Consider the following 7592-nt stretch of genomic DNA (forward strand, 5'->3'; position numbering starts at 1 on the left):
CAGACTGCTCCACCCCGCGACCGTGATGGGTGGTCGTTTAAGACCCTCCCTATTTTCTTCGCACGTTCCATGAAAAGAACGTCTTGCTGCTATTCTTTAATAACCGCATGCTGCGAAGAAGAAGCATTGTATCAGCGGCCCATCGGTCAGTCAACAGCAATTCCAAATTTTGTAGGGAACAAGTAATCTGTCCTGGTTTGTAGCAAATGATCTGTCCAGTTTATGTTTGCTCCGAAGGAGGAGCGAGATGAGGCGGACGGAGTTGCTACAGGAGATCAGGATGAGGTTCCCTCGGTATTTCGTCTTCCAAAGGGAGGGGTTCATGCGACCTGTTTTTCCTGGTCCTGGCTGCTAAGCCACTTTTCCATGAACTGAACAGGCGACAGGTAGCCCAGGCTCGAATGCTGACGTTTCCGATTGTAGAACACATCGATGTACTCAAAGCGGGTGGCCTTCATGGCGGCATGGCTGGCATGACGTACGCCATGTACCCGCTCATTCTTGAAGCGGTTGAACCCGCTCTCGGTGGGCGAGTTATCCCAGCCATTGCCCTTGCGGCTCATCGAACAGATCATGCCGTATTCCTTGAGCCTGTCCTGAAACGCATGGCTGGCGTACTGGCTGCCGCGGTCGGAGTGATGCATCAGACCCGGGGCCGGCCGGCGGCGGAACCACGCCATGGTCAGGGCGTCCGTCACGATGTCTGCCGTCATGCGGGGCTTGAGTGACCCGCCCACGACTTCCCGGTTGAACAAATCCAGCGCGATAGCCAGGTGCAGCCAGCCTTCATCCGTCCATAAATACGTGATGTCCGAGATCCAGATCTGATTGGGTGCCGTGGGTGTGAACTGGCGATCCAACAGGTTCTCTGCCACCGGCAGGGTGTGGCGCGAATCCGTCGTGACCTTGTAGCGGCGCTTGTGACGGGCGTGAATCCCGTTCTCGCGCATCAGCCTCTCTACCCGCTCCTTGCTCGCCGGGAAACCACGCCTTCGCAGTTCGCGCACCATGCGTGGGCTGCCATAGGCGCCCTTGAATTGAATTCGGCATGAATGGCCTGGATAAGCGCCAGCATCTGCGGGTCCGTCAGTTGCTGGCGCTGCGCCACCCCGCCTCGCTTCCCGGCCCGGTAACCGCTGATACTCACCTTCAATGCCCCGCACAGTTCCGACAACCCAAACTCCCGCCGATACGCGTCAATCCAGGCGTACTTCACAGAGCATCCCTCGCGAAGTACGCCGCCGCTTTTTTTACTATTTCAAGCTCCCGCTTGAGCCGCGCATTCTCTGCTCGCAGCCGTGACAGTTCCCTCTCTTCTGGCGTCACCATCCGGTTGCCCTTGCCATTTGGGGTGCCCTTCGCCGCTGCCTTTACCCAGTTGCGCAAGGCCTGTTCGACCCCCCCCAATTCCTTGGCCACCCCTCCGACACTCCCGCCTGCCTTCACCCGCTTTACCGCCAGGTCCCTGAACTCCGCCGTAAACGCCGGCTTCGCTATCTTCATTTCTCGCTCCTAAAGTGACTGAATCATACGTCACCCTTGGAAGACGAAATTTCGGGGGAAGCTCAGATTGCAGACAGTGGAAAAATCGCCGATAATGATTATTTTGATGCCTCATGCTCTGCTTGTTGCTTGATCATGACAGTCTTACCTACAGGAAAAGCACCAGATGAAAGACAAAATCCATCCTGCCTACGGTGAAATCGCGGTGACATGCTCCTGCGGTAATACCTTCACCACCCGGTCTACAATGAAGAAAGCGCTGCACGTCGAGGTCTGCTCGGCCTGCCATCCTTTCTACACCGGTAAACAGAAAATCATCGATACGGCAGGCCGCGTCGAGAAATTCAACCAGAAATATGGCGCGATGCGCAAACCGGTCTAGGTCGAACAGCGGGGTCGACAGATAAAGGCAGCCCCACGGCTGCCTTTTTCGTTTCCACAATAGCGGCTTATCAGTACTCATTTCTAGATGCCGGCGCAGGCGGAGCATGCTCGCTTCCGGGGGGTTCCATTGCCGCCCAACGGCTGGACTCTGGTGGTTCTCCTCGTCCTTTATATTTGCACGGGGCTGATCGGTCACGACCCCTGGAGAAATGATGATGCAGTCACGATCGGCATCGTCCATGATTTGGTCACGAGCGGGAACTGGCTGACGCCAAGCCTCGCTGGTCGCCCTTACCCCGATGCGCCTTTCTACTATTGGCTGGCAGCCAGCTGCAGTAAGATGTTGTCTTGGCTCCTGCCGCTGCATGAGGCGACGCGACTGGCCAGCGGAGTATTCACCCTGCTCGCCCTTGGCTTCATTTTCCTCGCTGCATGCGAACTGCACGGTCGCGAACAAGCTCCAGCCGCACCGCTGCTGCTTGCAGGCAGCATTGGCTTCCTGTTCCACGCGCATGAAGCACAGCCCATGTTGGCGACGTTGACGGCGCATACCGCCGCCTATTGGGGACTGACGCAGCTTGACAGGCGACCGCTGCGGGGCGCTTCCTGGTTCGGTTCGGCGCTCGGACTGGGTTTCCTCGCCAACGGCCTGGCGGCTATGCTGCCGCTGCTGCCTGTGGCAGTGTTCGTGGTCTGGAGATCTGCCCATCGTCAACGCTTGGCGATGCTGCTGCTTGGCTCGCTGCTATTTGCCTGTGCGCTTGCCGGTGGGTGGCTGGCCGCCTTGTTCGTGACCTCGCCCGAGTACCTCGCCGCCTTCTTGCAAGGCGAGTTGACTCAGCTCGGCGCTAATGGGCAACCACTGCTCGCTGTGCAGCGCCTGTTGCTGATGCTCCCTTGGTACGCTTGGCCAGCCTCCCCTCTCGCCTGCTGGGCACTCTGGGCGAAACGGCGCCAATGGACAACAACCCCGCTGGCCATGCCGATGTTTGCCTTTGTAGTCTCGCTGCTGATGGTCGGCATTGCTATCGGAGCACGCAGTGCACCAGCTTTGCTGCTGCTGCCACCGCTGGTTCTGCTGGCTGTTCCCGGTGTCGCTTCGCTGCGACGTGGCGCGGCGAACGCGTTTGACTGGTTTGGCATGATCACCTTCAGTCTCCTTGCCCTACTGGCCTGGATTGGCTGGTGCGCAATGGTCTTCGGCTGGCCAGAAAGGCTGGCGCGCCAGGCTGTTCGACTCGAGCCGGGATTCGTGGGACACTTCAGTATCCTGGGCGCCAGCCTCGCCCTGCTGGGGACTTTGGTCTGGTGCTGGCTGATTGTTACCAGTCCGCGTTCCCCGATGCGCGGGATCATGCACTGGATGGCAGGTCTGACCTTGTTCTGGCTACTGATCGTAACGCTCTGGATGCCCTGGATCGACTACGGCAAGACTTACCGTCAGGTATCCGCTTCCCTGGCCAAGGCACTGCCCGAGAAGCGCCATTGTATTGCCGGAGCCAACCTCGCTGATTCGATCATCGCCTCACTGGACTACTTCGACGGTATCCGTACCATTTTGGCAACCTCCACCGCCGGCAAGAAGTGTGACTGGTTGCTGATCCACGGCTCCCCCCGGGATGGCAGCTCCCCAGCAGCCAGCGGCTGGAGGAAGGTCTGGGATGGCGGTCGTCCCGCCGAACGCCGGGACGCCGACCGACTGCACCTCTATCAGCGCGATGCCAGGAGAGGAGGCTCATCGCCCGGCAGGTAGGTGAACAGACTCCGATCACGGTTAGAGTCTGATGAAGTACTCGCGATAGTACTTCAACTCGTCAATCGATTCGCGGATATCAGCGAGCGCAGAATGCTCGGATCGCTTGATAAAACCTCTTGCAACCTCGGGTTTCCAGCGCCGACAGAGTTCCTTGAGGGTGCTGACATCCAGGTTTCGGTAATGGAACCAGGCTTCAAGCTGCGGCATGTACCTTGCCATGAAGCGCCGATCCTGGCAGATCGAGTTGCCGCACATCGGGCTAACCCCTTGAGGAACATAAGCCCGCATGAATTCCAACGCTGCCGCCTCGACAGCCGCCTCGTCGAATGTGGATGCCCTGACCCGATCAATCAGTCCGGAGCGGGCATGCGTCTTCCGGTTCCATTCGTCCATTGCATCGAGGCAGGCATCCTCCTGGTGTACAGCCCACACCGTTGATTCGGCGATGGTCATCAACTGGCTGTCGGTGACCACCATCGCCAGTTCGATGATGCGGTCGCAGTCAGGTGCCAGACCGGTCATTTCCATGTCCAGCCAAACGAGGTAGGAAGCGTCCTTTGTCATATAATCCATCTGAACCGTAAAGTCGCCATTGTGTCACAGCTCTATGTTCAATACCTTCTCCCTTGTCTTTCTTGCCGCCTTGTTGGTCATGTGCGCCTTGCGCGTCTGGCTGGCACAGCGGCAAATCACACATGTCCTGGCGCATCGCGGCCGCGTACCCGAGGACTTTGCTGGTCGTGTCGATCTCAAGACTCATCAAAAGGCCGCCGACTATACCGTAGCACGCAGCCGCTTCGGCAGGACCGGCCTGGCCGTCGAAGTGGCGATGCTGCTCGCCTTCACGCTGGGTGGCGGCTTGCAGATACTGCATGACTTCTGGTCAGCACGACTCGATGGCCTGCCCTACGGGGTCGCACTGATCTTCAGCGTCCTGCTGATTTCCGCCATCGTTGACCTGCCGCTCAGCCTGTATCACCAGTTTGTCATCGAAGAAGAATTTTCCTTCAACCGCATGACTCTCCGAATCTTTCTCGCGGATCATCTCAAGCAGGCCATCCTGGCCATCGTCATCGGAACGCCGGCGCTGCTCGCCGTGCTCTGGCTAATGGCGAGAATGGGAGAGCTATGGTGGCTCTACGTGTGGCTTTTCTGGTGCACCCTCAACCTGCTCCTCCTGTTCATCTATCCAACCTGGATTGCGCCGCTATTCAACAAGTTCGTCCCGCTTGACGATCCCCGGCTCAGAGCGCGCGTCGAGGCGCTGCTCGATCGCTGTGGCTTCGCCAGTTCGGATCTTTTGGTGATGGACGGATCGAAGCGATCAAACCACGGTAACGCCTACTTCACTGGTTTCGGCAAGACCAAGCGCATCGTCTTCTTCGATACTCTGCTCGGCCGCCTGCAAGCCGTTGAGGTCGAAGCCGTGTTGGCGCACGAACTGGGGCACTTCAAACACCGGCACGTGCAAAAGCGGATCGGCATGCTCTTCGTCCTGTCACTCGGCTTTCTCGCCATCCTCGGGCAACTGATCGATGCCGGCTGGTTCTTCAACGGTCTCGGTCTGACAAGCCAGAACACGGCTCTTGGGCTGGTCCTTTTCTTTCTCGCCGGACCGGTTTTTGCCTTTTTGCTGACCCCGCTGCTGAGTATCCTCTCGCGTCGCGACGAATTCCAGGCGGATCGCTACGCGGCAACCCATGCTTCGGCAAGCGATCTGGTGGCAGCCCTGGTCAAGATGTACGAAGACAATGCCGCGACCTTGACCCCTGATCCGCTACACTCCTTGTTCTACGATTCACACCCACCCGCCGCCCTGCGCATCGCCCGCCTGCAGAATGCCTGACGATCATGACTTGCCAAGACACACCCGATCATGAAAGTCATGACCGTTCCCTCTCTCCCCCGGATCCTCCCACGGCCCGCGCTGCATCGCGGGCCGGCTACGGCGGCGCAGAGCAGTGCTCCGCGAAACCCCGCCTTCGCCCCTGCAAGAGGAGAGATCCGTGCGTTGCTGACGCAACTTTCACATTAAGCAGAAAACAGGAGGCTTCCATGCTTACCGAACTTGCTCTCGAACATTGCCGGCCGCTACGCGGCAGCGAACACGCGCTGGATCCCGCGCAGGCCTTGGCCCTGCTGACCGACCTGCCAGGCTGGCAGATCGCCGAGGCAGGTCTGCTCCAGAAGGAGTTCACCTTTGCCAGCTACGCGGCCACCCTGCTATTCGTTAACACCGTTGCAGGGCTCGCCGAACGAGAAAACCATCATCCTGATCTCGAAGTCGGCTATGGTCGTGTGAAGATCAGTTACAGCACGCATGACGTTGCCGGCCTGTCGCGCAACGATTTCATCTGCGCCGCCAAGATCGAAGCTCTGGCACGAATTTGAGACTGGCCGGCAGCGTCATCGCCGCTTATGGGCGGCAATACCGTGTCGAGTTGCGCGATGGCGAGACGCTGCTCTGCGTTCCTCGTGGCAAAAAGAGCGAACTGGTCTGCGGTGACCAGGTGAAGGTGCAGCGAACAAGTGCCGACCAGGGCGTCATCGCCACGCTTGAACCGCGGCGAACACTACTCTATCGCTCGGACCACTTCAAGCAAAGACTGATAGCCGCCAATGTGACACAACTCATTATCGTCGTCGCCACCGAACCGCCGTTTTCGGACGATTTGATCACACGCTGCATCGTTGCCGCCGAAAGTCAGGACATCCAGGTTCTGATCGTTCTCAACAAATGCGACCTTAGTGAACGTGTACCGGCAGCTTCGGCGATCCTGCTGGCGTACGAGAAACTGGGTTATCGGGTTCTCAAGCTCTCTGCGCGTAACGATAGCAAACGCCTGTTGCCATACCTGGCCGACCATACCAGCCTGCTGATTGGCCAATCCGGGATGGGCAAATCAACGCTGATCAATGCCCTGATCCCAAACGTCTGTACGCCCACCCGGGAAATCTCGCAGGCACTCAACGCCGGCAAGCACACCACTACGCATGCCCACCTCTATCACCCCAGTACGGGTGTTGCGCTGATTGACTCGCCAGGACTCATGGCATTTGGCTTGCGCCATCTCTCGTTAGAGGAAATTGCGCGGGCTTTTCTCGAACTGCGACCACTGCTCGGCCAATGTCGATTTCGCGATTGCCAGCACGACCGTGAACCCGACTGCAGTATCCTTGCCGCTGTCGAGCATGGCGCCATCGACCCTCGCCGCTATGCGGCGTTCCGTTCACTCTGTGCCGAAATAGGCTGACATCCAAGGACCTCTCACATGAGCGAAATCATCATTCGCCGCCGGCATGACAAGAGCCTCGCCGAAGCGCGTACCGCCGCCGAACATATGGCCGGTGAATTACAGGAAGAGTTTGGCCTTGACTACGCGTGGGACGGGAACCGGATGCGTTTCAAGCGGCCGGGGGTGACCGGCGAACTGACCCTCGACGAAAAGGAAGTGTCGCTCAGCATCCGTCTTGGACTCCTGCTCTTCGCTGTCAAACCAGCTATCGAACGCGCAGCCCACAGATACTTCGACGAGAACTTTCCGGTCTGAACCAGCCTGCCGGGCAAGCCGCCAGCCCTTGCTTTCAGGATGCTTTCAGTTGCTCGACAACGGCAATGTACTGCTGCATCGCAACGTCCGCTGCAGTGCCCTTGATTGACGCCCAGGCATCGTACTTGGCGCGAGCCACTATATCGGTAAAGCCAGGGCGACGACCTTCAACATCGCCTTCGGTCACCTGCTTGTAAAGGGCATAGAGTCTCAGCAAGGTGGCGTTGTCCGGGCGCTCGGGCAGGGTCTTGGAGCTGGCTACGGCGTCCTCGAACTGGGCTTGCAAGTCCCTCACGTTGGTTCCTCCGGTTGATGATCACTCGAAATGGCTTGCTATTATAACGTCAGTTCGGGATAACGAAGCCAAAAATGTGGCACTAACCCATTGATGAGAAACG

At 58.5% G+C, this 7592-nt stretch carries 8 protein-coding genes and 1 pseudogene; 6 read left to right on the forward strand and 3 right to left on the reverse strand.

What is annotated here, in order from left to right; genetic code table 11:
- Positions 1-320: 320 nt before the first annotated feature.
- Positions 321-1503 (reverse strand): annotated as a pseudogene (locus AW06_RS16305) (IS3 family transposase).
- A gap of 166 nt (positions 1504-1669) precedes the next feature.
- Here AW06_RS16305 and rpmE point away from each other — a divergent pair.
- Positions 1670-1885, forward strand: a complete 216-nt coding sequence (gene rpmE, locus AW06_RS16315) for a 50S ribosomal protein L31 (protein ID WP_034920912.1) — start codon at positions 1670-1672, stop codon at positions 1883-1885.
- A 342-nt stretch (positions 1886-2227) separates the two neighbouring features.
- Positions 2228-3640 carry a hypothetical protein gene (locus AW06_RS16320; protein ID WP_337958803.1) on the forward strand — a complete coding sequence of 471 codons (1413 nt, stop codon included), beginning with the start codon at positions 2228-2230 and terminating at the stop codon, positions 3638-3640.
- A gap of 21 nt (positions 3641-3661) precedes the next feature.
- Here AW06_RS16320 and orn read toward each other — a convergent pair whose 3' ends face one another.
- A complete protein-coding gene (gene orn / locus AW06_RS16325) occupies positions 3662-4207 on the reverse strand; it encodes an oligoribonuclease (protein ID WP_034952177.1) in 546 nt (181 codons plus the stop codon).
- A gap of 43 nt (positions 4208-4250) precedes the next feature.
- Here orn and AW06_RS16330 point away from each other — a divergent pair, with 43 nt between their 5' ends.
- The 4 genes from AW06_RS16330 (at position 4251) to AW06_RS16345 (ending at position 7194) form a co-directional block, all read left to right on the forward strand.
- Entirely contained in the window at positions 4251-5489 is a 1239-nt protein-coding gene (locus AW06_RS16330; RefSeq protein WP_034952181.1) for a M48 family metallopeptidase, read from the forward strand.
- A 209-nt stretch (positions 5490-5698) separates the two neighbouring features.
- Positions 5699-6034: a 4a-hydroxytetrahydrobiopterin dehydratase gene (locus AW06_RS16335; RefSeq protein ID WP_034952184.1), complete on the forward strand. Its 336-nt coding sequence runs from the start codon at positions 5699-5701 to the stop codon at positions 6032-6034.
- Entirely contained in the window at positions 6031-6897 is an 867-nt protein-coding gene (rsgA, locus tag AW06_RS16340) for a ribosome small subunit-dependent GTPase A (protein ID WP_034952185.1), read from the forward strand. The genes AW06_RS16335 and rsgA overlap by 4 nt, the downstream gene beginning before the upstream one ends.
- 18 nt (positions 6898-6915) lie before the next feature.
- Positions 6916-7194, forward strand: a complete 279-nt coding sequence (locus AW06_RS16345) for a polyhydroxyalkanoic acid system family protein (RefSeq protein WP_273704808.1) — start codon at positions 6916-6918, stop codon at positions 7192-7194.
- Positions 7195-7228: 34 nt separating this feature from the next.
- Here AW06_RS16345 and AW06_RS16350 read toward each other — a convergent pair whose 3' ends face one another.
- Positions 7229-7489, reverse strand: a complete 261-nt coding sequence (locus tag AW06_RS16350) for an acyl-CoA-binding protein (RefSeq protein ID WP_034952188.1) — start codon at positions 7487-7489, stop codon at positions 7229-7231.
- Positions 7490-7592 lie beyond the last annotated feature (103 nt).

Source organism: Candidatus Accumulibacter cognatus, from assembly GCF_000584975.1.
Taxonomy (GTDB): Bacteria; Pseudomonadota; Gammaproteobacteria; order Burkholderiales; family Rhodocyclaceae; genus Accumulibacter; species Accumulibacter cognatus.